This window comes from Mucilaginibacter achroorhodeus (assembly GCF_007846095.1).
GTDB lineage: Bacteria > Bacteroidota > Bacteroidia > Sphingobacteriales > Sphingobacteriaceae > Mucilaginibacter > Mucilaginibacter achroorhodeus.
The window spans coordinates 23,133-46,194 of record NZ_VOEI01000005.1 but is presented as its reverse complement, the minus strand read 5'-3'; the positions used below and the strand labels follow the sequence as shown (position 1 = coordinate 46,194).

The 23,062-nt window shown below is 43.1% G+C and carries 25 protein-coding genes and 1 riboswitch; of the genes, 9 read left to right on the top strand and 16 right to left on the bottom strand.

Features of this window, described 5'->3' with window-relative positions; genetic code table 11:
- Positions 1-46: 46 nt before the first annotated feature.
- Entirely contained in the window at positions 47-1,303 is a 1,257-nt protein-coding gene (locus FPZ42_RS14040) for a DUF58 domain-containing protein (RefSeq protein ID WP_315898396.1), read from the top strand.
- Between the two features lie 123 nt (positions 1,304-1,426).
- Here the strand turns inward: FPZ42_RS14040 and FPZ42_RS14035 are convergent, their stop codons facing one another.
- The 6 genes from FPZ42_RS14035 to FPZ42_RS14010 all read right to left on the bottom strand — a co-directional run bounded on the left by FPZ42_RS14035 (position 1,427) and on the right by FPZ42_RS14010 (position 5,913).
- On the bottom strand, positions 1,427-2,161 hold the full coding sequence (locus FPZ42_RS14035) for an acyl-CoA desaturase (RefSeq protein ID WP_146272291.1): 735 nt from the start codon (positions 2,159-2,161) through the stop codon (positions 1,427-1,429).
- 139 nt (positions 2,162-2,300) lie between these two features.
- Positions 2,301-2,762: a ferritin-like domain-containing protein gene (locus tag FPZ42_RS14030; RefSeq protein ID WP_146272290.1), complete on the bottom strand. Its 462-nt coding sequence runs from the start codon at positions 2,760-2,762 to the stop codon at positions 2,301-2,303.
- Between the two features lie 160 nt (positions 2,763-2,922).
- The gene (locus FPZ42_RS14025; protein WP_146272289.1) at positions 2,923-3,606 is read right to left on the bottom strand and encodes a hypothetical protein; all 684 of its coding nucleotides are present in this window, start codon (positions 3,604-3,606) and stop codon (positions 2,923-2,925) included.
- A gap of 52 nt (positions 3,607-3,658) precedes the next feature.
- The gene (ku, locus tag FPZ42_RS14020; protein WP_146272288.1) at positions 3,659-4,429 is read right to left on the bottom strand and encodes a non-homologous end joining protein Ku; all 771 of its coding nucleotides are present in this window, start codon (positions 4,427-4,429) and stop codon (positions 3,659-3,661) included.
- Between the two features lie 96 nt (positions 4,430-4,525).
- The gene (locus FPZ42_RS14015; RefSeq protein WP_146272287.1) at positions 4,526-5,260 is read right to left on the bottom strand and encodes an SDR family oxidoreductase; all 735 of its coding nucleotides are present in this window, start codon (positions 5,258-5,260) and stop codon (positions 4,526-4,528) included.
- Between the two features lie 80 nt (positions 5,261-5,340).
- The gene (locus tag FPZ42_RS14010) at positions 5,341-5,913 is read right to left on the bottom strand and encodes a Crp/Fnr family transcriptional regulator (RefSeq protein WP_146272286.1); all 573 of its coding nucleotides are present in this window, start codon (positions 5,911-5,913) and stop codon (positions 5,341-5,343) included.
- Positions 5,914-5,996: 83 nt separating this feature from the next.
- On the opposite strand from FPZ42_RS14010, the gene FPZ42_RS14005 reads away from it, so the two are divergent.
- The 4 genes from FPZ42_RS14005 to FPZ42_RS13990 all read left to right on the top strand — a co-directional run bounded on the left by FPZ42_RS14005 (position 5,997) and on the right by FPZ42_RS13990 (position 9,455).
- On the top strand, positions 5,997-6,575 hold the full coding sequence (locus tag FPZ42_RS14005) for a Crp/Fnr family transcriptional regulator (protein WP_146272285.1): 579 nt from the start codon (positions 5,997-5,999) through the stop codon (positions 6,573-6,575).
- Between the two features lie 89 nt (positions 6,576-6,664).
- Positions 6,665-7,561: an SDR family oxidoreductase gene (locus tag FPZ42_RS14000; protein WP_146272284.1), complete on the top strand. Its 897-nt coding sequence runs from the start codon at positions 6,665-6,667 to the stop codon at positions 7,559-7,561.
- A 219-nt stretch (positions 7,562-7,780) separates the two neighbouring features.
- Positions 7,781-9,094, top strand: a complete 1,314-nt coding sequence (locus FPZ42_RS13995) for an HAD-IB family phosphatase (RefSeq protein WP_146272283.1) — start codon at positions 7,781-7,783, stop codon at positions 9,092-9,094.
- A 4-nt stretch (positions 9,095-9,098) separates the two neighbouring features.
- On the top strand, positions 9,099-9,455 hold the full coding sequence (locus FPZ42_RS13990) for a hypothetical protein (RefSeq protein WP_186458777.1): 357 nt from the start codon (positions 9,099-9,101) through the stop codon (positions 9,453-9,455).
- A gap of 157 nt (positions 9,456-9,612) precedes the next feature.
- Here the strand turns inward: FPZ42_RS13990 and FPZ42_RS13985 are convergent, their stop codons facing one another.
- The gene (locus tag FPZ42_RS13985) at positions 9,613-10,092 is read right to left on the bottom strand and encodes a universal stress protein (RefSeq protein WP_146272281.1); all 480 of its coding nucleotides are present in this window, start codon (positions 10,090-10,092) and stop codon (positions 9,613-9,615) included.
- Between the two features lie 66 nt (positions 10,093-10,158).
- Positions 10,159-11,475, bottom strand: coding sequence for a voltage-gated chloride channel family protein (locus FPZ42_RS13980; RefSeq protein ID WP_146272280.1), 1,317 nt, complete (start codon positions 11,473-11,475; stop codon positions 10,159-10,161).
- Positions 11,476-11,503: 28 nt separating this feature from the next.
- Positions 11,504-11,568: riboswitch (Fluoride riboswitch) on the bottom strand.
- A 78-nt stretch (positions 11,569-11,646) separates the two neighbouring features.
- Here FPZ42_RS13980 and FPZ42_RS13975 point away from each other — a divergent pair.
- Positions 11,647-12,633 carry a tryptophan 2,3-dioxygenase family protein gene (locus FPZ42_RS13975; RefSeq protein WP_261382296.1) on the top strand — a complete coding sequence of 329 codons (987 nt, stop codon included), beginning with the start codon at positions 11,647-11,649 and terminating at the stop codon, positions 12,631-12,633.
- A gap of 158 nt (positions 12,634-12,791) precedes the next feature.
- On the top strand, positions 12,792-13,859 hold the full coding sequence (locus FPZ42_RS13970; RefSeq protein ID WP_146272279.1) for a branched-chain amino acid aminotransferase: 1,068 nt from the start codon (positions 12,792-12,794) through the stop codon (positions 13,857-13,859).
- A 100-nt stretch (positions 13,860-13,959) separates the two neighbouring features.
- Here the strand turns inward: FPZ42_RS13970 and FPZ42_RS13965 are convergent, their stop codons facing one another.
- The 4 genes from FPZ42_RS13965 to FPZ42_RS13950 form a co-directional block, all read right to left on the bottom strand.
- Positions 13,960-14,322 carry a response regulator gene (locus FPZ42_RS13965; RefSeq protein WP_146272278.1) on the bottom strand — a complete coding sequence of 121 codons (363 nt, stop codon included), beginning with the start codon at positions 14,320-14,322 and terminating at the stop codon, positions 13,960-13,962.
- Positions 14,323-14,608: 286 nt separating this feature from the next.
- Positions 14,609-14,890, bottom strand: a complete 282-nt coding sequence (locus FPZ42_RS13960) for a YMGG-like glycine zipper-containing protein (RefSeq protein WP_186458776.1) — start codon at positions 14,888-14,890, stop codon at positions 14,609-14,611.
- An 88-nt stretch (positions 14,891-14,978) separates the two neighbouring features.
- Complete coding sequence (locus FPZ42_RS13955) at positions 14,979-15,779, bottom strand: alpha/beta fold hydrolase (protein ID WP_146272276.1); 801 nt, start codon at positions 15,777-15,779, stop codon at positions 14,979-14,981.
- Positions 15,779-17,089 (bottom strand): gluconate:H+ symporter, encoded by a 1,311-nt coding sequence (locus FPZ42_RS13950; RefSeq protein ID WP_146272275.1) that lies wholly within the window; start codon positions 17,087-17,089, stop codon positions 15,779-15,781. The genes FPZ42_RS13955 and FPZ42_RS13950 overlap by 1 nt, the downstream gene beginning before the upstream one ends.
- A gap of 142 nt (positions 17,090-17,231) precedes the next feature.
- Here FPZ42_RS13950 and FPZ42_RS13945 point away from each other — a divergent pair, with 142 nt between their 5' ends.
- Both FPZ42_RS13945 and FPZ42_RS13940 read left to right on the top strand, forming a co-directional pair.
- Positions 17,232-18,455 carry a multidrug effflux MFS transporter gene (locus tag FPZ42_RS13945; protein ID WP_146272274.1) on the top strand — a complete coding sequence of 408 codons (1,224 nt, stop codon included), beginning with the start codon at positions 17,232-17,234 and terminating at the stop codon, positions 18,453-18,455.
- Positions 18,456-18,671: 216 nt separating this feature from the next.
- A complete protein-coding gene (locus FPZ42_RS13940; protein ID WP_146272273.1) occupies positions 18,672-20,855 on the top strand; it encodes an ATP-binding protein in 2,184 nt (727 codons plus the stop codon).
- A 52-nt stretch (positions 20,856-20,907) separates the two neighbouring features.
- On the opposite strand, the gene FPZ42_RS19225 is transcribed toward FPZ42_RS13940, so the two are convergent.
- The 4 genes from FPZ42_RS19225 to FPZ42_RS13925 form a co-directional block, all read right to left on the bottom strand.
- Entirely contained in the window at positions 20,908-21,066 is a 159-nt protein-coding gene (locus FPZ42_RS19225) for a hypothetical protein (protein ID WP_186458775.1), read from the bottom strand.
- Between the two features lie 82 nt (positions 21,067-21,148).
- Positions 21,149-21,646 carry a hypothetical protein gene (locus tag FPZ42_RS13935; protein WP_146272272.1) on the bottom strand — a complete coding sequence of 166 codons (498 nt, stop codon included), beginning with the start codon at positions 21,644-21,646 and terminating at the stop codon, positions 21,149-21,151.
- A complete protein-coding gene (locus FPZ42_RS13930; protein ID WP_146272271.1) occupies positions 21,643-22,122 on the bottom strand; it encodes a sigma-70 family RNA polymerase sigma factor in 480 nt (159 codons plus the stop codon). The genes FPZ42_RS13935 and FPZ42_RS13930 overlap by 4 nt, the downstream gene beginning before the upstream one ends.
- A gap of 408 nt (positions 22,123-22,530) precedes the next feature.
- A complete protein-coding gene (locus tag FPZ42_RS13925; RefSeq protein WP_146272270.1) occupies positions 22,531-22,998 on the bottom strand; it encodes a hypothetical protein in 468 nt (155 codons plus the stop codon).
- Between the last annotated feature and the right edge of the window lie 64 nt (positions 22,999-23,062).

Below are 23,062 nucleotides of genomic sequence, written 5' to 3'. Positions count from 1 at the left end.
CGGGCGACTATTCGTCGGTTTGGGAATCTGTGCGTTGCTATATCTATTGTCCTTCTTTTTTTCATGGGTGGGGTTAGTGCCCGAAGTAGCTTTTCTGCTGCTGATATTGCTGATACTTACAGATCTCATCATGCTTTATCGTTCATCCAAATCGATATTGGCCAAACGCCTTTCGCCGGAAAGATTGAGCAATAGCGACGAGAACGAGATAACTATACACATCGAAAGCCGTTATCCTTTTAAGGTGTCGGCCGGGATCATTGATGAGATACCAGTACAATTTCAGAAACGCGATGTTTGGTTCAAAACAGCTTTGCAGCCCGGCGAAAGAAAACTTATCCGGTATAACCTGAGACCTGTTAAACGCGGCGAATATGAATTTGGCAGCTTAAGGGTGTTTGTGCAATCTGCATTGGGTTTGGTAAGCCGCCGTTTTAATTTTGACCAGCCGGAAGTACTGCCGGTGTATCCATCATTTTTGCAGATGCGCAAGTATGAATTGATGGCTATATCAAACCGGCTCAATGAGATCGGTATCAAAAAGATCCGCCGCCTTGGGCAGAGTATGGAGTTTGAGCAGATAAAGCCTTATGTAGCGGGTGATGATGTAAGATCTGTAAACTGGAAAGCTACAGCCCGCCATGGCAGCTTGATGACCAATTTTTATACCGATGAAAAATCACAACAGGTTTACTGTGTGATAGATAAATCGCGCGCTATGAAAATGCCTTTTGATGGGTTAAGCCTGCTCGATTATGCCATAAATGCCAGCCTGGTATTATCGAACATTGCGTTGCTAAAAGAGGATAAAGCCGGGTTGATCACACTCTCTGAAAAGGTCGGCTCTGTTATTCCTGCTGATAGGCGCCATGCACAAATCAACAGAATTTTAGAGGTGCTTTATAAAGAGAAGACACGTTATCTCGAGGCAAACATGGAAGCGCTGTATGCAACCGTTCGCAATGTGATAAAGCAACGCAGCCTCATCGTTTTCTTCACCAATTTTGAAAGCATGAGTGCCCTGCAGCGGCAACTGCCCTTTCTTAAACGCATTGCCCGTTACCACTTATTGCTGGTTGTGTTTTTTGAGAACACCGAGCTCAAACAACTTACCGAAGAGCCTGCCAAAGACGTTGAAGGCATCTACGTAAAAACCATTGCCGAAAAGTTTGCTTACGATAAAAAACTTATCGTGCGTGAACTGGCCCGTCATGGCATACAGTCTATTTTAACCGCTCCGCAAAACCTAACCGTGAATACTGTTAACCGCTACCTGGAGTTGAAAGCACGGCAGAGGATCTAAACATCCAAATGGCATTTGTGTGGGGATTTCTCCGTGTATACACCTGTTAAACAGCTCAGTGATTCTAAAACAAAAAAGGCGAAAAGTTCATCACCTTTCGCCTTCAGTTCTCTTTCAGCTTAACTATGCGTATGCTTTTCTCAATTTAATGATCTTGGCCCAGTGCATTAGTTTCATTACCGGGTACACAGGATCTATCTCATACCATTTAGCGCCAAAGTTTGCACTGTTTGGGCGTTTATGGTGGTTATTTTGGAATAACTCGCCTAACATCAAAAAATCAAACGGTGTGGTGTTTTTTGATTTATCATTATTATCAAAATTTGAGTAACCGTACTTGTGCCCGCACCAGTTAACAATTGCGCCGTGCAATGGGCCCATTAAAAAATGGATAGGCAGCAAAAGGAACATCCACCAGGCTGTTGCAAACTCTACATAAAAGGCAACATAAAGTAAACCGAAAACAATGCGTGATACCATCGAAGAAGCAATTACATCAAGAAATTTCCACTCGGGATAATTACCTCTAAAACGCTCCTCAGGCTCTTTTAAACGGCGCTCGTGCATTTTGTAAGTTTGCGCAGTATACCACATCATCTGGAAAACATCCTTAAAAAAGTGTGGTGAGTGCGGGTCTTTCTCGGTGTCGCTGTAGGCATGATGCTCCCGGTGCATAATGGCATAGGCACGCGGGTTTAAGTATGACGATCCTTGGAAAACGTAGGTCATTACGTAAAAAATGCGTTCAAAGACCTTGTGCGTGGTAAACATTTTATGAGATGCATACCTGTGCAGAAAAAAGGTTTGAAAGAACAGGGACAAGAACCAGTGGGCAAGAAAAAATATTAAGATGATCACGATGGATTAAATTATCAGGGTTATTAATTAAGACCGCAAAGGTACAACATAATGCCCTAAGTACTTCTAAAAAAGCCAAAAAACAAAGAGCTGCCCGTTTTACAGGCAGCTCTTTATGATTACAAATTATTTGTCTTGGTTATGAATGCATATCACGTAGCGCTTTGATGCTATCGTGGCCTTCATTGATATCTTGTTGCTGGCGGGTTAACAATTCTGAGAATTGTGGTGATAAGCCATTATCTTCTGATAATGCATCCTGGTATGCTTTTTTAATAGCATCTTCACCGCGCTCGCACTCATCTAAGATCGCTTTACGATCATGGCCACTAAAGGTAGCTTTAACATCTATCCATGCGCGGTGTAATGTACCGCTTACAGAATTACCTGTTTCTAATTCGCCGCCTAACTGGCCCACTGCTGCACTTAGCTCTTGCACGTTTTTACGGCTATCGCTTGCAAATTTATCAAATACCGCTTTCAGATCTAAATCGCCTTCACCTAAGTCTTTTGATGCGCGGGTAAAACCATCAATACGGTCGTTATTAATTTCTATTAAATCGTTTAATACTTCTACTGATTTTTCTGTTGTAGTTTCCATAATGGTAGTTTTTATGATGTTTATGATATCATTGCAACCACTATGCCACGATTAATTTCAAATTAAAAAAATTACAAAAAAGATTATACACAATCGTTTAATAATTACAAAAAATAGCTGCCGGGCTATACCGATAGCCGTCATATGTTACCTTTTAATGCTACTTTATACTGTAATCAGATAAGTAAGATGCGGTTTTGTAAGTTCCGAAATTAGTATCCGTTTCTATAACCCCTATACCCTTAGCAAGGTAGAAATCGTAATCTACAAAGTTCTGAAATCCGCTACCAAGGTCATATTGTACAATGATGTGCGTATGAACAACGTTTTTGTAGGTTTTATTGAGCACGGTTTTCGTAATGCCCGATTCAATGATCTTGTTTTTGGTACGGCCCGGCACCCCGTTAACCGAACCATCAGCTGTCATTGTCGCTACCCACTCACCACCAACAGGTAAATTATCATCAAAGATAAAAAACTCTAACATGGTGCTTGATTCAACCGTAGCGGATCTCACTTTATATTTTTTATCCTTCACAAAATAATAACCAATGCTTTCTTTGCCCAATGCGGTGGTTTTTAGCTCATAATAATTTTGCCCGTTTATAGATGTGATGGCACCGGTAAGATAAGATGTGGATAGTTCGGTGCTACCCGTCATGTCACTTTGATAGGTCCATGAACTTCCTTTAGTGGTTGGTAAATAACTATCATTGCTGCCCCCACCTCCGTTTTTTTTGTTCTCTATTTTAAGGCGTAATGCTTCAAGCTCTGCTGTATCTTGTTTACAGGCGCTGTAAGAAAGGGTAAGTATCGACAGGATGGATAAAAGGTACTTTTTCAATTGTGATATAGTTGGTTTAGCTCGTCATAAAGATAAAAAAACCATAGAAGATCTAAGCACCCTTTTTCGTTTGCAAACTTTGCATTAACTGATCATACAGATCGTTACTTTTTGTTTTATGCGGTTTAAGTTTTTTAATGGTTGCCCGCTTGCCTTTAGATTTCTGCTTGATGATGTTTAGCAATTCGCCGGTATACTCATCCTTAAATTTAGAAACATCAAATTTCTCTGCGTATTGCTTTATCAGCGCAAGGCCCATGTCAAGCTCTTTTTTGCTCACTTTAACATCATCAGCCAGGTTAAGGTCTTCGGTACTGCGTATCTGCTGGCCAAAACGGATGCGGGTAACCACCAGCACGTTCTCTACCGGGTGCACAATGCAAAGGCTTTCGGTACTACGTAAAACAAACCGCGCCAGCCCCGCTTTGCCCGATTGTTTTAAGGCCTGTATCAATAACGCGTAAGCTTTGTTGTTTTTAGTATCCGGCTCGGTGTAGTAGGATGTTTCGTAGAACATCGGGTTCACTTCATCAATGTCAACAAAGCTTTCAATTTCTATCACCTTGCTTTTCTCCGGGGCGGCCGCCTCAAAGTCGGCATCATCCATTATTACATAGTCATCATTAAGTTTATAACCCTTTACTATCTTATCGTAAGGGACCTCTTTGTGGGTTTTCTCGTTAACGCGCTGGTAGCGTATACGCTCGTGGTCGCGCCCATCAAGCATATCAAAATCAAGCGATGTGGTTTGCACTGCCGAAAAAAGCTTCACCGGTATACTAACCAGCCCAAAGCCTAATGAACCCTTCCAAATCGATCTCATAGTGTTACAGTTGATGTGAACTGATATAACTATGATGATCAGTAAAGAGTTTTAAACCGCTGCCATAAACTTTGTTGCAAGCGCTGTTAAATTTTTCTAAACAAGCACACCCCCACCATCAACTACAAGGCTTTGGCCTGTAACATATTGTTGTTTCATTAAGTAAACGTAGGTAAGCGCAATTTCATCCGCATCTGCAACGCGGCCAACTAACAAAGTTTTAGAAAAGTTTATATACATTGCAATGCGATCTGCCTCGGGTATGCCATCCCATAAATTGGTTTTTACTACACCGGGGGTAACGCAATTAACACGTATAGGTGCAAGTTCAACCGCCATTGCACGCGTAAACCCTTCAACACAGCCACAAATGCTTGATGCAACGCCCCATCCTGCACTTGGCCTTGCCCCGGCATTGCCGCTGGTTAAGGTGATCGATCCACCTGCATTAATGCGCCTTGATGCATATTTAACAGCAGCAAAAGCACTCCAATAACGGATATTGAAAAATTGTTGTGCTAATGCTATGTCTGTTTCTGCTATTACATTAAGTTTAAGATTCTCACCTGCAGTATATACTAAATGATCAAATGTGCCAATGGTATCAAAAAAATCGCTAATATTTTGGTGAATGCTTAAATCAACAACGTGGCCGGTTGCAGTTGCCGGTAGTTTGCTTAGCGCTGCATCAATGCGCTGCTGATTGCTTGATACAATAATTACCTCAGCACCTTCCCGTGCGGCCAGCTCTGCTGTGGAGAAACCTATACCTTTACTACCGCCTAAAATAATTACTTTTTTTCCTGTAAGGCTGTTCAATTTGTTTTCCATGATCTTTTAAATTATGGACACAAAGTTCTGCCGCTGCAGCAGTTAAAACACTTAACATATGGTAATAAAAGATAGTAAGCTTATTTACTATTTCTTCTGATACGGCTTAAAGATTGCGGTGTAATACCCAAATAGCTTGCGATATCCTTTAGCGCAACACGTTTTGCAACATCAGGCTGCTGTTTTAAAAAGAGCTGGTAACGCGCATCAGACTCCTCGCCCAAAAATGCATTACGTGTTTTTATTTTCTCAAGCAGTTTTTCCTGCGTAACACGGTCTATCAGCTCTTTCAAGCCCGGCAGCTTTGCAAAAAGTATTGTCAATTGGTCTTTATTAATGGCTAACACCTCTGTATCGCATGCAGCCTGGATGCCCTCATCTGCGGGCTTATGATTGTTAAAGCTGTACAGAATTGTGCAGAATGAGCCTTCCTTAAGAAAAAAATGAGTGAGCTCAACACCTTTTTGGTTTACAGAAGTGATACGAAGTATGCCGTCACAAATAAAGAATAACTCCCGGCAAATTTTGCCCACGTCTGACAGATGATCACCTTCATGGTAACTTCTGGTTTCAAAAGCACCCTTAATAGTGTCCTCTTCTTCCTTGGTAAAAAACCGATGTTGCTGCAAAAAATTGATTAGCGCGTTACCCATAAAACAAATATATTTAATGAAATACAACTTAAGGTAATGATCTTGTTAGCCAACATTAAATCAGCATTTTCGTTATTTTTGACATGATGAATAACTTCAGGGATTACGCAAAGGAATACATCAACCTTAACGATGAAGAGATCGGCTTGATGTTATCGGTAGCTACTGAAAAGAAGGTGCGCCGTAAAGATATGCTGTTGCAGGCCGGTGAGATATGCCGCCATAAAATATTCATACTTGAAGGCATGCTTAGGCTATACCGCACCCGCGATGACGGAGGCGAGCATAACATGTATTTTGCGCCCGAATATCATTGGATGACAGAACCTGAAAGCCTTAACAATGCCACACCAACACTTTACAATATTGAAGCCGTAGAAGATGCTCACCTGCTGCTTTGGGCCAAACGCGATTTTGTGTCCCTTTCTGTAGCCATCCCAAAATTGAAAGTTTACAGTGAAAATATCATCTCCCGTAACCTGGCCATGACACGCGAACGTGTGTTTAACACCATGAGCGCCACCGTTGAAGAACGTTATGATGATTTTGTGCGTACCTACCCCGATATTTTTAACCGGATACCGCTGCACATGGTGGCTTCCTATCTGGGTGTATCGCTTAAAACACTAACACGGGTAAGGCATGCGCAGGTAAAACGATAAAGATAAAATAGGGACAAATGTCCTCTTTTTAGGGGGCACCGTTATAGACATTTGTGTTATTGATTTACTTATAAAATAACACATTAACAATGAGAGTATTTGTCACCGGCGCTTCGGGCTTTGTAGGCTCAGCCGTTATCAGGGAGTTAATAAAAGCAGGGCACCAGGTACTTGGTTTTGCCCGTTCAGATGAAGCTGCACAGGCTGTTGCCAATGCAGGTGCTGATGTGCATCGCGGTTCACTTGAAGATATTGAGAGCGTAAAGGCAGGCGCTGCCGCCGCCGATGCCGTTATCCATTGCGGCTTTGTACATGATTTTTCAAATTTTAAAGCCAGCTGCGAGTTAGACCGCAGGGTTATAGAAGCTATTGCTTCGGTATTGGAGGGCTCAAACCGCCCTTTCATCATTACCTCAGGCACAGCCCTGTTATCGGGCAATGGTTTGGCAACTGAAGATAAGCAGCCATCTTTTACGGCAGAGCAATTTCCTCGCGTAGCAACTGAGGATGCTGCCCGTGCAGCTGCCAAAAAAAGTATAAAAGTTTCCATCGTGCGTTTATCACCATCTGTGCACGGCGAGGGCGACCATCATGGTTTTGTACCGATGCTGGTAAGACTGGCAAAAGAAAAAGGCGTATCGGCCTATGTTGACGGTGGCACCAACCGCTGGACAGGCGTGCACCGCCTTGATGCTGCCAGGCTTTACGTATTGGCTTTAGAGAAAGCGGCTGATGATGTAAATTATCATGCATCATCAGAAGAAGGTGTACAGTTGAAAGATATTGCAGAGGTAATAGGCCGCCATTTGAACCTGCCGGTAGTATCAAAAACCGGTGATGAGGCTACAGAACATTTCGGCTGGATGAAACACTTTGTAACATTAGATAACCCTACATCCCACCAAATTACAAGCGAAACCTTGGGCTGGGACCCGACAGGGCCTAAGCTTTTAGAAGACCTGGAAGCAGGTATCTATTTTAAATAAACGTTCGATGCAAAAGCTGCAGTGCTAATATTATTTAGCACGTAAAGTTTACTCACCCAGACATCGCTACGCTCGTAACCCCTCTCTTCGCTGCGCGAAAAGAGGGGTTTGTTTTTTGTTTTTTACCCTTTTTGCTTCCTGCAGCAGAAAGGAGCTGAGCCCTGTTGCTTTTATCAAATTTCTATTAAAAAGGTAGACTAAAAATTGCATTTTTGCGCTATGACGTCGCAGCCTGAAAAAACTGAGCAATACTTTATCATAGATTTCGACAGCACCTTTACCCAGGTGGAGGCATTGGATGAGTTAGCCCGTATTTCGCTAAAAAACCATCCGCACCGCGAGGACATCTATAAACAGATTGAAGACCTTACCAATGCATCAATGGAAGGTCGCCTGTCGTTTACGGAAAGTTTGCAGCAAAGGGTAAAGTTACTTTGCGCCAACCGCGAGCATCTTAAAATGCTCATCAGCCATTTAAAAAAGAAGGTATCTACGTCATTTTCGCGCAATACCGTTTTCTTTAAAAAACACCAGGATGAAGTGCTGATCGTTTCGGGCGGGTTTAAGGAGTTTATCACGCCGGTTGTTACCGAGTACCATATCAAAAAAGAGAATATTTATGCCAATACCTTTGTATTTGATGACGAGGGAAACATCATAGGCTACGATAAAGAAAACCCGCTTTCGCAAGAGGGCGGCAAGGTGAAGTTGCTTAAAGAGCTTAATTTGCAAGGCGACATTTACGGCATTGGTGATGGCTATTCTGATTTTCAGTTAAAAGAGTCGGGCATGATCAAAAAGTTCTTTGCCTTTACAGAGAACATTGAACGTAAATCGGTGGCAGAAAAAGCGGACCACATTACACCGAGCTTTGATGAATTCCTGTACATTAACAAACTGCCGCGTGCTATCTCGTACCCTAAAAACCGCATTAAATGTTTGGTGGTAGGCGATATAGATGAGGAGGCCCTAAGCCAAATGAAACGCGAAGGCTACAACATACGCCACCAGCCTACCATTGAGGATAAATACCTGGAAGAAGCAGGTGTGCTTTTTTGTGACGATCATCATCAACCCACCATTGAGCAATTGGAACACGCCGGCAGATTAAAAGTTATTGGTTGTTTTGGTAAGGTAGCCAGCAAAAAATTGGCCGAGGTCGCGGGCCAAAAAGGCATCATCATTTTTGATGATTACAAGCAGAACCCCCGCAATGCCGACTTTATACCTAAGCGGGTTATTGCTTTTATGAACGAGGGGAAAACCCATATGAGCTGCAATTTCCCTGATCTGCAGCCACCCCGCATTAACAACGCTCACCGCCTTATACATATCCACAAGAACGTGCCGGGTATATTAGCACAAATAAATGAAGTGTTTGCCAACCATAACATTAATATTGTGGGCGAATTCCTGGTAACCAATCCGCAAATTGGTTATGTAATTACCGACGTTGACGCCGGTTACGATACGCAGGTGCTTAATGAGTTAAAGGCTATTGAGCATACTATAAAATTTAGGCTGCTGTACTAATCTCGTGGATTTGTCATTGCTATTGCAGAGTGGCAACAACCTAATGATTATTTCTTCGTTAGGAATGGTTGTATTGACGTTATCGTCAGTGGATGTTACTTTCTTTGTTTCCGCAAAAAAGAAAGTAACCAAAGAAAAAACTCGCTGCTACGGTAACGCGCTAAATTGTTTCTGCTTTACCAATGCCTGTGCTATCCGCACGTTACGCTATGCAGCATTTGGTCGGTTACGTTGGGTTCATCTCTATAATCAAACTGTATTTTTCTTTCTGTTCTTTTCGTCAGCAAAAAAGCTTCTGGCGAAAGCGGGCAGAACAATGGTGGCCTTGTGCGATGGCAAGGGCATAGCAATACTTGCCTGAAGCGATGGCGTGAGCGAACGAAGTGGCGGCAAGATTTTGCAGCCCGTGGTTCTGACTGCTTGCAGGCAAAGGCCTCGTGCGGGAAAGAAGCATCTTTGCTGACTTGATTTTTTGGTTACTTTTTGATCAAGCAAAAAGTAATAGCGTTCAAAGTAAGCTAATCCTTCTCCCCTAATGGCACTACCAATACAGGTACCTTTGCGTTACGGATAACCGTTTCGGCTACACTGCCCATCAACAGCCTGTCGATACCCGAACGGCTGTGCGTACCTATCACGATCAGGTCGGCCTTAAACTCTTCGCTGCAATTGAGGATCCCGTCAGCAGTTGAGCCGAATTCGTTAAAATGGGTTATCTCTACTCCTTTACCATATTTTGCTATGGTTTGGTGGATGATGTTATCAGCATGTTCGCGCTGTATCTCCATAACCGTAGCATCATTGTAATCTGCCGTAGGCAATGGCATACCCATCAGGTTATCGGCACCGCTGCCGGTATCCGGACTAATAGCAGGTTCTACAATATGCACCAGCCCAACGTGAGCGTTAAAATTTTTAGCTAAATCAAAGCCATAGCTGGTTGCGTACTCAGCATATTTGCTGTCATCTATACCGATCAAAATACGGCTGATCTTCATGTTTTTCAGAGATTAAGAATTAACTCTAAAAGCAATTAGAAGTAAATATGTTTGGCTGATGCAGCACTAAAATTTGTATTTGGAAAACAACCTGTTTCTATAGCCGCCTAACTTTGAACTCTCGTTTCGTTGCGCGGAGTAAATACCTTGCTCGCCGCTGAAGAAATAGGCCGTAAAGCAGGACACCGCAAAAAAAATGGCATACTCCCCTCCAAATAGCTCTATCCCCATCAGCGTGCATGCCAGCGGCGTATTGGTAGCGCCCGCAAAAACTGCAATAAAGCCAAGGGCTGCAAAAAGGCTTACCGGTGCGTTCAATATATCGGCAAGTGTATTACCTAATGTAGCACCAATATAAAACAAGGGTGTAACCTCTCCCCCTTTAAAACCTGTGCCAAGGGTTATGGATGTGTAAATAAGTTTCCATAGCCAGCTCAATGCATCTGCTCCGCCATGTTTAAATGCAGAAACAATGGTAACCGCGCCGGGATATTCAGCCTCGACACCCAGACCAAGATAATCCGGCTTGCCCAACGCAAAGGTTAAGGCAATGATAATTACGCCGCCCAAAGCCGGAATAAGCCAGTTGATCTTCACTAATTTAAGGGCTGTATTCTTAACCAGATGCACACCTTTTGCAAACGCCATTGACACCAGGCCAAACATGGCAGAAGATAAAATAACCTTTCCCAGCAACATGAAACTTAAGGGTAAATGCTTACCGTAGAGATCACTGCCTGCGTTTACTACATCAATATGGTATTGCGTATGATGCACACCCCAGGCAGATACGGTAACATCACCGACAAGGGCCGCTATCAGGCATGGCAGCAGTGCATTATATTGGATCCGGCCAATGGCAATAACCTCCAGCGCGAAGATGGTGCCCGTAAGCGGCGTACCAAAAACGGCTCCAAACCCGGCTGCAACACCTGCTGTCAATACCAGCTTTTTATCAGCCTCGCTGACCTTAAACCAGGAGCCGAATAAATTGGCCAGGCTGCCACCTATTTGAACAGCCGTACCCTCGCGACCCGCGGAGCCGCCGAATAAATGCGTAATGACTGTAGTGATCAAAATGAGCGGCGCCATACGTTTGGGCACGCCTGCTCCCGGCTGGTGTATCTCGTCGATAATGAGGTTATTCCCACGCTCAGCACTTTTGCCATACCATTTATAGAGAAGATGGATGGCTATAGCTGCTAACGGCAAAAGGTAAAGCAACCAGCTGTGCCCAAACCTGAAATGCGTGGCCCAGCTAAGCAGCCACAGAAAAAACGCCACGGCGCTGCCAACGGCAACAGCCAAAGGGATACTGATCAGCGTCCACCGTACCAGGTAACTTAAAAGATTTAACTGTTTTGAGATGATATTTTTGAACATAGCCTACAAGCAAATAAATAAAAAATCCATTTGAGTAGGCGTCATCAGCTTTGCAGCGGTTCAAATAGGCAGAACACCATTGCCTTTTGTGAATAAGTCAAAAGTAAAAATTCAAATGTCAAAACCAAAAAATATTAATGATTGACTTTGAAGCCTTTTTACTTTTGAATTTTGAGTTTTGACTTAAGTCCTATCTTTGCACACATGAGTATCTCGCCCGAAATTGAAAAAAGGTTAAACCTGCTGCAGGAAAAATATGATGCCATGGGCCAGGACATGACCTCCTACCTCGATGGCCTGCTGCATGCTGATTTTTTAACGTATTGGGATTACATTCACCTGGATACGTTGCTGAGCCTGCAAAGTCCTAAAACGCAGTTCCCGGATGAGGAGATATTCATTATGTACCACCAGATAACGGAGCTGTATTTTAAGCTCTCGTTACATGAGTGCAAGCAAATCGCCGAAGCGGAAAACCTTACCATTGATTTCTTCACCGCCCGCGTAAAACGCATTAACCGCTATTTTGAAGCGCTTACCAATTCCTTCGAGATCATGGTGGATGGCATGGAGAAAGTGCAATTCCTGCAGTTCAGGATGTCGTTGCTGCCTGCCAGCGGTTTCCAGAGCGGGCAGTACCGAATGATCGAAATTCATGCTACTGATTTTATAAACCTTGTGGCACCGCATCATCACGATGAGTTGAGTAACGCGTCCGTAGAAGAGCAATTTGAGCAGATCTACTGGAAATACGGCGCTACCGAACTATCTACAGGTAAGAAAACACTCACGCTAAACCAATTCGAGAAGAAATACGCCAAAACATTTATCCAATTAGGCAAATCAGTACGTAATACTAACTTCAATAGCCTTCTCCGCCAAATGCAAGCTAAAGGCGAAAACACCAAGGCCCTTGAGGAACAATTACGCCAGCTGGATATCAATGTAAACGTGAACTGGCCGCTAAGTCATTACAAATCTGCCGTGCGCTACCTGCACCGCGAGCCCGAAGAAATTAAGGCCACAGGCGGCACCAACTGGCAAAAATACCTGCCGCCGCGTTTCCAGAAGCGCATTTTTTATCCATCATTATGGAGCGAACAGGAAATAACCGAATGGGGTAAAGGATGGGTTGATAAAGTGGTGAGCGAGCTATAAAGTTAGTTTGCAGTCTTGATTTCGCAGTTGGCAAGATTGATTTTCTATTAGTCATTCCGGTGTAAGTTAAATTGATGCCAATAATTTCATGGTAGCCGCTTTCCCAATGTTTAATTTTAAAATCCCTATCTTGGCATTTTCTGTTAAAATTTACTGCCATGACCACTGATACACTGGATATCAAAATAACAAAAACCGCTCATTCGCGCTTAGCGGAGACCGATTTTGACAACCTGCCGTTTGGTAAAGTATTCTCTGACCATATGCTGGTGGCTGATTACGCCGACGGCGAATGGAAAAATTTTGAGATCGTTCCATACGGCCCTATTGCTATGAGTCCGGCTATTTCTGCTTTGCATTATGGCCAGGCATTTTTTGAAGGTATAAAGGCTTATAAGCACGAAGATGGTACCGTATCTATCTTCCGCCCGGATAAAAATGCTATTCGTTTCAACAAATCTGCAGAGCGCCTTTGTATGCCAACAATACCTGAGGATGTTTTTGTACAAAGCATTGCCGCATTGGTTGATCTTGACCGTGAGTGGATCCCGGCTAAAGAGAACCATGCCATGTACATTCGTCCGTTCATGTTCGCTACCGATCCGTATTTAGGTGTAACACCATCGGCAACTTACAAATACGTTGTGCTGGTTGGCCCAGTTGGCCCGTACTTTTCAAAACCGCTTCGTGTTAAAATTGAAACACATTATACCCGCGCTGCCGAAGGTGGTATGGGTTATGCAAAAGCGGCCGGTAATTACGCTGCATCAATGCTTCCGGGCCGCAAAGCTGCCGAAGAAGGTTTTGACCAACTGATATGGACGGACGCCAAAGAGCATAAATATGTTGAAGAAATGGGGGCTGCAAACGCCATGTTTCTTCTTGATGGCAAACTGGTAACTGCTGAGGCTAAAGACACCATTCTTGACGGTGTAACCCGCGATACGGTTATAGCTTTGGCTAAAGATTGGGGTATTGACGTTGAAGAACGTAAATTATCAGTTGCTGAACTGGCAGAAGGTGCTAAAAACGGTAAACTTACTGATGCCTTTGGCGCCGGCACTGCTGCTACCATTGCTCCCGTTGCTTCATTTGTGGTAGATGGCGAAGAATACTTCCTTAGCGACCCTGCCTCACGCGAGTTCTCTAACAAAATATTTAAAACCATGGATGCCATCAAATACGGCCGTGGCGAGGATACACACGGTTGGAATTATATTGTGTAAAACACGAACCGAACGTCATTGCGGAAAACGTAGTGGATAAACTAAAAGCAAAAAGCCCCATATCAAATGATACGGGGCTTTTTCTTTAAGGGATTTGTACTTAATTTTTTATCAGGCCGTTTACTTTTTCAACCAGTTCTGTAAGGTCAAACGGTTTGTTGATGATAGCATCACAACCATAGGCAAACAGGTCTGCCGAGTGGTTTACATAAGCTGAGAAAATAATAACGGGCACATCACCAAATTTAGGGTGTGCTTTGATGGCCTGACAGATCTCACCGCCATTGGCTCCTGCCACACGGTAATCCAGAATAACCAGGTCGGGATTAAATTCTTCAACAAGGGGCATTACATCAATACCACGGGTAATACTTTTTACCTCAAAGTTTTCGTATGTAAGGGTTTCATGCACCACCTCGAGGATGTCCTGGTTATCGTCTAATACTAAAATACGCTTTACCATTATAGGGGTTTTAATCAATTCTGTTTTTCTTAGGTATTTAAGTATTTACACGCCTCTAAAAACGCTGAAAAACTGTTTAAATTATATGAGGTAACGGCTAAAATGACGCTTTGCAAATATACTTAATATTAAATATATAAATGTTGCACACCAAACAATTACGCTGCGGTAACATAAAGGTGACTTTTAGCGGTAATAACTATAAAAACTACTGATAATCAATAGTTACAGGCACAAAAAAAACCCTTTGCTAATGCAAAGGGTTTCGTTATCTAATGTAGTTCTATTAATATGGGTATGCTTTACCCGGGTGAGCTCTTTTCCATGCACGGCGGCGCTCAAGGTAAGCAGCACGCCTGCGTTTTTCTTCGCGTTTACGGGCTTCGTTACCAATAATGTAACCGCCACCTGCACCAATGGCACCACCAATAACGGCACCACCAACGCTTTTACCTATAAGTGCACCTGCAACGGCACCACCAGCACCGCCAATAATGGCACCTTTACCTTGTTTACTAATTTGCGCTTCGGCATTTAAATTGAAACTGAGCATAAATGCTAGCATCATTGAACATAATATGGTTATCCTTTTCATAGTTAAATAATTTGTATCGCAAAAAGCCCTACAAATTGTAAGCCAATACTAAAATTGACTGTTACTGCTTCAGAAACCTGATAATAGATTCTGCAAACTGTTCAGTATTACCTGCAGTATTATGGTTACCGGGTACTTCTGCATAGGCAGAACCAGGGATCAGTTTTTGCAACTCATGTACGTCACCATTGGTTTTGTCCTCGGTCCCATCTATCAATAGCACAGGTATTTTAACGCGGGCCAACTCGACCGGGCTGGTTGATGGCTGGTGTTTCTGCTGTAGTTTTAACGACTCATCATCAAAGTTGTTCTTGTGTATCCAGGCCATCATCTCATCCACATCATGATGCGTGGTATCACCTGCAAGCGCTTCGTAAGCATGCACCCTTCTTGGCCAGTTTGGGTTAGTGTAGTCGGCGCCCATACCGCCCATCACTGCTTTTTTAACGCGCTTATCAAGCACCATCACGCGCGATGTGATGATAGATCCACGCGAATAGCCCACAATAAAATATTGCTTCAACTTTAGGAGCGATGCAAGCCCCATGATGTCTTTAGCCTCGGCATCTTTGGCATATGCAGCATCAGTATGCGGTTTATCAGACCGGCCATTACCTCGCTGGTCGAGGATGATCACTTTGTATCCTTGCTTGATTAAGGCCGGATAAAGGCAGCCATGTTTCCAGCTTTGGCTGTTATTGGTAAAGCCATGTACCAATATAACCGGGTAACCGTTGCCTGTTACTTCGTAATATATTTTGGTTCCGTCAAAGGAGTTAAATAAACTACCTTCTTCAGTCTGGGCCTTTAGTGTGCCGCAGATACATAGCATCACTAATATTAAATATCTTTTTAACACCATTATTTGATAACTAAGTTGATCACTAATACCCCGGCCAACCCTATTACAGAAACCAGACTTTCCATCATAGACCATGACTTAAAAGTATCTTTCATGCTGAGGTTAAAATATTCCTTAAAAAGCCAAAATCCGGAATCATTAACATGTGAAAAGGCCAGGCTGCCTGCACCAATGGCGAGCACCATCAGGTTAGGGTCTACATGCTCTGATACCACCAGGCCGCTTACAATGCCTGCCGCGGTTAAACCGGCTACCGTTGCTGAGCCTAAACTGATACGAATGATAGCTGCGATAAGCCAACCCAGTACCAGCGGCGGCATATTAAACGAGCGAAGGCTGCCTGCTATTTCTTTATCAACCCCGCTGGCAACCAAAACTTCTTTAAACGCACCGGAGCCTGCTGTGATCAATAAGATCAATGCGATGTCTTTAACGGCATCCGTAAAATGGATGGATATGGTTGCCATGCTCATGCCCTGCCGCGTGCCGAGTGTATAAGTGGCAACTAAAAGCGCTATCAGCATTACAATTGATGGGTCGCCAACAAATGCCATTACTTTTAGCGCGGTTGCATTTTTGATGCCCAGGTAAGGAAAAAATGCGGTAAGCATTAGTAGAATTACGGGCAGTAAGGCGGTGAAAAAGCTTATAAATGTCCCGGGCAATTTTTCATCAGGCAGTTCTTCGGCACGAAAGGTAGCCAATGGTTCTGACGGGATGCGCTTAAGGAAGCGCGCGAACACCGGCCCCGCTAAAATAATGGCAGGTATTGCTATAGATAACCCATAAATAAAAGTGGTAGCCATGTTGGCATGGAACAGAACGACCAAAGCCGATGGCGACGGATGCGGTGGTAAAAAGCCGTGCGTTACTGATAATGACGCGATCATGGGAAGGCCGATAAACACTGCAGGCAGTTTATACTTATACACCACAGAAAATATTAGCGGAACCATCAGCACAAAACCTATCCCGTAAAACAGCGGAATGCCAATGATAAAACCGGCTGCAACCAGCGCCCATTGAATATATTTTTCGCCCACCAAGCGCACCAGCGCACCTGCTATTTGTTGTGCGGCACCACTCGCAGCTACCAGTTTGCCCAGCATAGCGCCTAGGCAAATAATGATCACCAGGCCGCCAAGGATATCGCCTATACCCTTTTGTATAGATGTGGTGATCTTATTTACCGGGATACCCAACATTAAACCGGCAGCAATAGATACCAGCAAAAAGGCCAGAAAGGGATTTACCTTTCCCCAGCTTACCAATAAGATCAATAATATTATACAAATTAAAATAACCAGCATAGGCGTATAAGAGTGGTTTACCAATTGCAGGCGGGCGGGCCAGCGATTGTCTAATGTATGAAATAAATTAAAATCACCTCATTGTATAATTTTGAATTTGAAGATCATAAGCAACTATTAATGATTTCCTTTGCGTTGATATATGACCAGTAAACGTTATTTCACCTCGGTAATGGTTTTGGGTTCGCTTACCGCGCTTGCCCCGTTCTCAATTGATATGTACCTGCCGGGTTTCCCAGACATTGCCAAATCGCTTAATACCACTACTGAAAAGGTAGCCCTATCGCTCTCCAGTTTTTTCATCGGTATATCTGCAGGGCAATTGTTATACGGCCCACTACTGGATAAATATGGCCGTAAAAAACCGTTGTACTTCGGCTTAGCTTTGTACATCATCGCATCGCTGGCATGTTATTACTCGGATAGTATTGAGATGCTGATAGTTACCCGGTTTTTCCAGGCGCTGGGTAGTTGTGCGGCAACCGTGGCTTCCATAGCCATGGTACGCGACCTGTTTCCTGTAAAAGACAACGCTAAAGTATTTGCGCTGCTTATCCTTATCCTGGGCGCATCGCCCATGATAGCGCCAACCGTGGGTGGGTATATTACAACCAGTTTTAGCTGGCATATTATCTTCCTCATACTGGCTGTCTTATCCCTGCTCATTACCCTGGCTGTTATTTTTCTGCTACCGGAGAGCTACAAGCCCGATCCGAATTACTCGCTTAAACCTAAGCCCATCATCAACGGCTTTTTAACCGTGCTAAAAGAGCCACAGTTTTACACGTATGCCATTGCGGGTGGTATAGCCTTTTCAGGATTGTTTGCTTATGTATCGGCCTCGCCGCTGGTGTTTATGGATGTATTTAAAGTAAGCGGTAAAGTTTACGGTTGGATATTCGCCTTGCTATCTGTAGGGTTCATCGGCTCAAGTCAGTTAAATACTGCCTTGATCAAAAGATATGATAGCAGGCAGGTGGTACAGGTAGCATTGATCATTATGGTAAGTGCATCTGCTTTATTTGTATTGGCTGCCAGCCAGGGTTGGTTGGGGTTGGTAGGCACTATCTTCATGATATTTATCGTGCTTTGCTGTGTAGGCCTAATCAGTCCGAACACCTCTGCCTTGTCCTTGGCGCCGTTTGAAAAAAATGCGGGTTCAGCGTCAGCACTTATGGGTGCTTTTCAAATGAGTGTAGGCTCGCTTGTGTCCATTGGCGTAAGTATGTTCAAAGCGCAATCGGCGATACCAATGGCGCTATTGATGCTGGCAGCATCAGGAATGGGATTCATCGTATTGCTCATCGGTAAACGGAATATCAAAAAGCCTGTTACAGCGAGTGATACGGGCTTTGTTACACATTAAATAGTTGATAGATACTTCTAAGCGTTCAAAAAAAACTTAAAAGTGCCTACATTTTTAAACAGCACGGTTGAACGTTGTTAGCGTTAATGATGTAATTTACACCTTGGCCCAAAAAACGTATTCCATATAAGAATAATATCTTCCATGGCATTTGGCTTGCCAACACTTGTACAAATAACAGTTTCCCCCAATTGAAGTTCAAGTGTTAGCTACCATATGTTTTCTAATGTAAAAAAGATACCCATTCTGCGTTACCTCACCATAGTAATGCTGATTGTTGTTTTATTCGGTGGTGCTTTTTACCTCTATCTCCATTACAGTAAAGCCGAAAAGTTGCGTTCCAATTTCCAGAAGATGGTTGCTGCCAGAGAGAACTCCACCCTCATAGATAGCTGCATAGTTGAGCTTTACAGTGCAGATAACAACAGCCGTATGTTTGCACTTACCGGTAAAAAATATTACTCTAAAGAGTTTTCCAGGCAGATCAAAAACGTTAGGGCAATTATCGCCAAAATGAACTACAATGATAAAAACACAACTTACACAGAAGAAGATAGTGCACTAAAGGCGTTGATAAACGCGAAGGCAAATAGTGCTACTAACTACGTAAGGCTGATGACGTTGTCTGATAGTTTGATCAATTCGGCAAAGCTTATCAATACCGCCATGCAAACCCGCGATAAAAAGCTGGTTAAGCAACCGGTGATCAGGCGGATAAAAACGAATATTAAAATAGATACCATTAAAACGACTGTGGCGGCAGCTCCTGAAAAAAAGAAAAAGTTCTTTGGAAGGCTATTTTCTGTATTCGGAGGTAAAAAGAAAACTGATCAGACAAATAAACCCGCCCCCGTACTGGTAGAAAAGCGTACCGATACGGTTATCACCACTATGGTTGCCACACCCAAGGTGGCCCAGGAGTATGATAAGTATTATAGCAAAATATCTGAAGCCAACAACAAACTGCGTGATTCTGAGCGCCAGATGCTGGAGATAAACAACAGGTTAATAAGCCAGATCATCAACAGTTTAAAAAAGTATAAAACAGCAGAGAACCAATATATCGCCGGCAGTAAAAAAGAATTGAACTCGAATCTGGCTACGGTAATGTATGAGTTCAGAAAGTTAACAGGGGCAATTTTCCTGCTAATGACCACCGTTGTTGTTATCATCCTTTACAATATCTGGAAGATATTCCGCAACGAGGAAGAAATGGTATTGCACAGCGAAATGGCAGAGAAATACGCTTTACAAAAAAGCCGCTTCCTTGCGGCCATGAGCCATGAGATCCGTACGCCGCTTAATTCCATCATCGGTTTTTCTGAACAACTTACCCAAAGCCGATTAGACGAAACGCAAATAGAACAGACCAACGCGATACGCAGTTCATCAAAAATGCTGCTTGAGGTAGTGAACGAGATTCTTGATTTCTCTAAATACGAGACCGGCAAAATGAATTTTGAGCATCAGCCCTTGAAACCTTATGATGCCATAAATGAAATTGTGACCAGTATGCAGGTACAGGCCGCTAAGAAGAACATATACCTAAAACACGATATTGAGTTTAATCCCGATTTTTGCCTTACCGGCGATTATTTCAGGCTTAAGCAGGTGATCATGAACCTTACCAGCAATGCTATCAAATTTACCCCTGCCGGCGGCGTTACCATAAAGGCATTCCTTACCAAGGAGAACCCTGGGCAAAGGGTACTGAACGTACAGGTAAAAGATACCGGCCTGGGTATAGATAAAGAACACCTCCCATTAATCTTTGAAGAATTCTCTCAAGTAGCAGCTGCCCAAAAAGCTGCTAACTACGGCGGTACAGGCTTAGGACTTGCCATTTGTAAAAAGATAGTTGAGTTGCAGGGCGGAAGCATTAAGGTAACAAGCAAACCGGGCAAGGGATCTGTCTTCAGTTTTAAGTTACCGCTGGATGTTGTTACGGAAACAGAATGCATTACGGAAGCAAAGCCGGTGGTTAAACTTAATCCGCGCGAGGTAATAGCAGGCAAACACCTTTTAATAGCAGAAGATAACAAATTTAACGTGCTTTTAGTAAGCACCATCCTTAAAAAATGGAACGTTACGTTTGATGTTGCTGTAAACGGCCGTGAAGCATTGCAGCTCTTTGAAGATAACCATTACGACGCAGTGTTAACAGATATTGAAATGCCTGAAATGGGTGGTATGGAACTTACACAATTGATACGTGCAAATATCAACCAGGAAAAGGCTGATCTGCCCATTCTCGCATTAACGGCCAATGTTTTGAAGGAAGACCGCGACAAGTACCTGTCAGTAGGTATAAACGGTGTGATACTTAAACCATTTACTGAACAAAACCTGATAGACAACGTTACCGCTGCTCTCACAGGAGCCGCTGTAATGTTAAATTAACTACGCTTAATAAATAATAAGTCCCGGACTTTTTGGCCCGGGACTTTGTTATTTATTGATTTTTTTCAGCATCCTTATTAGTTTGATGCTCTGCTTTTTTCACCTCATCTTTTTCACTCAGGGGCATTTCCGTTTCCAGTTTTTTATCGGAATTTTCCTCTCTTTCCTTTTCTTCACCTTGCGCTTCGTTTTTTTCCTGTGATGTTGCCATGTGTGATTAACCTCCTTTAAAAAACAACTATTCGGAGTGGGGAAAGTTTAAAAAAAATTGAAAAATAAATGCGTTCAAACACTTAATGTTTGCCCTTTAACTGCTGTATCTCCGTCTTTAACTCGTTAAGTTGAGTTTGGGCTTGCCTGTTTTCCAAATAAAAATAGATGGCAAAAGCTAAGAATATCTTGCCCAACACAAACACGGCAGCAAACACCCACCTCCACGCCTTGTGTATACGCATGTGGCTTGATGCCCCTTCAACCTCTATATAGGTTGGGCCAGCAGGGGGTATAGTCTCTTCGGTTGGTTGGTTTGCCGGCCTAAACTTACTCACCTCCTTTTTCTCGCGCAACATGATCTCATCTATCTCATCAGAAATCTTGTCCCAGGTACGCGCAGGTGGCATAACAGCCATCCTACCGGCCAAAAATTCCATATCAGCTTCAAGCTCCTGCAAGGCGATATTCACCTCAGGATGCCTGGCTTTCATGCGTAGCAACTCCTCTACCTCGGTCTCCGATGCAGAACCTGTTACATAGGCTTCTAAAATGCCGCTGTTAATGTACTGATGTATCATTTACGGTTGCTCCTGATTATGTTGAACGATTGCTTTAAAATCTGCTTTATCTCGTCGCTGCTTTTGTTTAACTCACGGCTCAATATTGCCACACTTTTACCATGATAATGAACGCCGCAAAAAACGGTTTGTTGCTCATCGTTCATCTGGCTGATGATCTTGTTCTGACCTGATATTTTAGATACAGGCGAATCCGGACAATCATCTACCGCGTTAATAAACGATGTAAGTTTACTGCGTGTGTGCTGTTGCAGGCGGCAATAAGTGCTTCCTTGCCCGTCGGCTGTAATTTTACCTAAATCGTTTATATTGAGGCTCGAAAATACGTCGGTAAGGTAGCCTTCTGCCACGGATCGGTTTTTTACTACCTCCATAATATACCCAAGCAGCATAGCTCCATAATTATGATATAATTCGTGAGCTGCCTGTTTTAAAGATGGTAACGACGCTTGTTTGTATGTTAGCTGGTCTCTCAAAATCAACTAATTATAGTTAGTAAGGGTATTCAAAATTACCGATAATTTTTGATATAGCGGCATAATAGTATCCCCGAAAAGAGTAATGCTATCTACTGCTTATTTACAGGCAATAAGAAACCTTTACTATTAGTAAGTAGATGTTAATTTAAGTTAAATATAGTCACAAAAGTTTAAATGGGGCCAGCCATTTATATAGTTTTATGACATGAAGGGTCTACTATTATTGTTTTTTATTTGCTCAACAACGCATTTACTTATGCACAGTATGATATACATGTCCCTTTATACCCCTCGCCGGAACATATAGGTTCACGAAAATTTGAGTTAACCGCTTATTTAAACGACTGCCTTAAAAATACCAGGTATTACTACGAGAGAAAAGGCAACAGGCCCCATCTTGCAGTATTATCGTTTGCTAAGCGCAACGCCACTGCTTGCTCTGAAGGCATCCTGGAAAGCATCACTTAAAGGCGATGTGATCTCAGGAAAACGTTCCGCATAATTTTTAAGGTAGAAGCCCGCCACAGATGTTACCAAAGCCGCTGCACCACCAATAAGCATCCCGTTAACCATGCTTTGTTTGTTCTTGCGGAATATGGTTGCGCCTGCCAACGCGCCGGACATCACATTTAAAGCCAATTGGTTTAGCGAAGGTTTTTTTAAAATCGGCTTTTTGTCTTCAGCCAAAACGATCAATTTGGAAGCAACGCTGTTAATCGGCGATTGAATGAACCTAAAAACCCCGAAAGGCAAAAGCGGCGAAGCGCCATCATGATAATAATAACTTGCCAGCGTAGGCGCAGCACTTGCACGCATCCCCGCCACTGCCCCTAAGCCTATGGTTTGCCAAACCGGTTTCCTGTAACTTTGCATGTTCTTACAACATGCATGCACATTTAAGGTTTTTGATAACGCATGATTTTAATATCCATAGAAA